Genomic DNA, 2,216 nt, shown 5'->3' on the forward strand with positions numbered 1-2,216 from the left:
TGCTGAATAAGTCATAATCTTTTTACTTTTCGCTTATTTTAAAAGAACTGTACCACTTTTATAAAGGATGTACTATAGTCTGATACTCTATTTTTTTGGGATGGTTTTTTGACTTTGCTTTGGAATTATTTGCGACCTGTCTTCGATTTTTCTTATTATGCTTCCGATGTTTTCTTTGTTTATATATTTTCATTATTCTCGGTCTTTTCTAGTAGAGTGCTCTTAACTATATTAACATTGCCGCTATCTCTATCTTCAGCCTTTAGCAAAACTTGAATAAAAATTCTAATTTATAAATCAATATTTATTCTTCCCCCGCCGACACTTTTCAGAACAATAAATCACCTGCTCCCAATCCTTTTCCCACTTCTTACGCCACGTAAACGGGCGCTGGCAGACGGGGCAGGTTTTTTGCGGTAGATTTACCTTTTTATGTGCCATGACTTACTTTTACACTCTTCACTTACAAACCTTTAACCCTTGCTCAAAGCACTTGCTATATTTTTCTGCCATTTTAATCCGCAACTGGGTATTAGGATGGCTCGATAAGAAGTCGGACAGTTTGGCTGCTTCAACCGCTTCATCATCAACTTCAACTTCAACTTCAACTTCTTGTGTATCTGCGGATTCATCAACGTCTTCTGTCTTTGTTGCCGTCGTCGAGTAATCTTCCATACGGCTCAGAATATCTGCAAAAGCCTTTGGATCAATGCCAATCTCAAGCATTTTGTTAAAGGCAAACTCATCTGCTTCGGTTTCATACTGACGTGAATAGTGACTTGACACCAGTGCCGTACCTAACCCTGTGGCAAGCTCACTGATACCGTCTGGATTGCCCAATACCAATATCACCACCATAGTGGTCAGTGAGTTTTGAGTGAGCATCTCTAGGCTATGACGTTCTACCACATGGCCTATCTCATGTAACAGTATGGCGTCTATCTCATCATTATTTTGGCTCAACTCTACAAACTTATCGGTCAGAATAATATCACCAGACGGCAATGCAAAAGCATTTGGCAAACTCAATCCATTGATATTCATATCCCTAAAATGGATTTGATAATGAATTCTATCGTCGCCACCAAAGCGTTTAAGGCGTGTTTCAAATCGAGAGATGATTTTCTGTTGTTCAGCACCGCTTATTTCGGTGGGTGCTAAGAAGTAACGATCCATAAAATCCAGTGACTGCTTACCTATAAACTCGCCCATTTGTTGCGGTAGAGCATGAGCAACCGTTTGGCTCGTCCAAGGTATGCCCCATTTGACAAAACTGAATACAAAAACAATAGTCATGACCAGCATCGTTAAGACACTGGTCATTTTTGTTTCATGACGATGTAAGCATAAACTCCACTTTGAGCCTGTATCGCTATGCTTATTACGCTTGATTAAGGTATCAATAGCATCATTATCGTGAGTCGTAAATAACGATCCATCAGCGAGTGTAAGTTTACGCTCAATATTTCCTAGGCGATCATTAATCCTAACGTGAGGCCACTGACCCGTGAGATTCTGACGACGGTCAAAGCTATCATTGGTCTCACAGGATATGATTTGCACCTCATATCTCGTGTTATCTACCATGAGTTGCGCAGTGTATTGGACTGAGCTGTCTTTGGGATACCATTTGCCTGATATTAAACTTATCATTAATGTTCTCGTTGTATCCACTAGGATCTGGCTTAGATTGCAATACCTATATCGATATCTAAGACATCACCAATTTCTTCACCAATAGCAGACTGCTCTTTCTCTTTTTGAGTCAAATAATGATTGATATCTATATCTGAGGCTTCTATCCAAGAGTTATCGGCGATATAACGAGCCACACGGACTTTTGCCCAAGGTAATGCTAAGCCAGCAGTAAATAGAACCAATAGCATATTTGTCACTAAGATAGAAAAATAACGTTTTGCACCAACGGTTGACTTAAAAGTGATGGCGTTATCTAACGTGGTATTTTCGAACAGATACTGGCGTTGACGGCTAAATGAATAGGCAGTAGCAAATAAGAAGGTGGCAATAAAACCAAAATACATAATGACAATACCGACAACAAATAATGGATTTACATTTGCGACTTCAATGTCATTGGAAATATTACCAAGGTTAAATCCACCTGACATAGTAGCTGCGACTATAGTCAAGCCTACTTAAAAGTGTTATAAACTAATTATCAAACTTAATTATTATTATAAAGACCATGACTTACT

General features: G+C 38.9%; 3 protein-coding genes. All 3 read right to left on the reverse strand.

Annotation, left to right across the window (positions count from 1 at the left end):
• Positions 1-297 precede the first annotated feature (297 nt).
• From QL982_RS14290 to QL982_RS14300, 3 genes are read right to left on the reverse strand one after another with little or no spacing between them, the layout of a single operon-like run.
• Positions 298-441, reverse strand: a complete 144-nt coding sequence (locus QL982_RS14290) for a DUF2256 domain-containing protein (protein WP_290166059.1) — start codon at positions 439-441, stop codon at positions 298-300.
• Between the two features lie 18 nt (positions 442-459).
• The gene (locus tag QL982_RS14295; protein ID WP_290166061.1) at positions 460-1,653 is read right to left on the reverse strand and encodes a M48 family metallopeptidase; all 1,194 of its coding nucleotides are present in this window, start codon (positions 1,651-1,653) and stop codon (positions 460-462) included.
• A 32-nt stretch (positions 1,654-1,685) separates the two neighbouring features.
• Positions 1,686-2,129, reverse strand: coding sequence for a DUF898 family protein (locus tag QL982_RS14300; RefSeq protein WP_290166063.1), 444 nt, complete (start codon positions 2,127-2,129; stop codon positions 1,686-1,688).
• Between the last annotated feature and the right edge of the window lie 87 nt (positions 2,130-2,216).

The organism is Psychrobacter sp. 5A.1 (assembly GCF_030407455.1).
Lineage (GTDB): Bacteria > Pseudomonadota > Gammaproteobacteria > Pseudomonadales > Moraxellaceae > Psychrobacter.

Bases quoted from the DNA above. Each gene is read 5' to 3' on its own strand.
- QL982_RS14290 (WP_290166059.1), bottom strand. From the start codon at position 441: ATGGCACATAAAAAGGTAAATCTACCGCAAAAAACCTGCCCCGTCTGC.
- QL982_RS14295 (WP_290166061.1), bottom strand. From the start codon at position 1,653: ATGATAAGTTTAATATCAGGCAAATGGTATCCCAAAGACAGCTCAGTC.
- QL982_RS14300 (WP_290166063.1), bottom strand. From the start codon at position 2,129: ATGTCAGGTGGATTTAACCTTGGTAATATTTCCAATGACATTGAAGTC.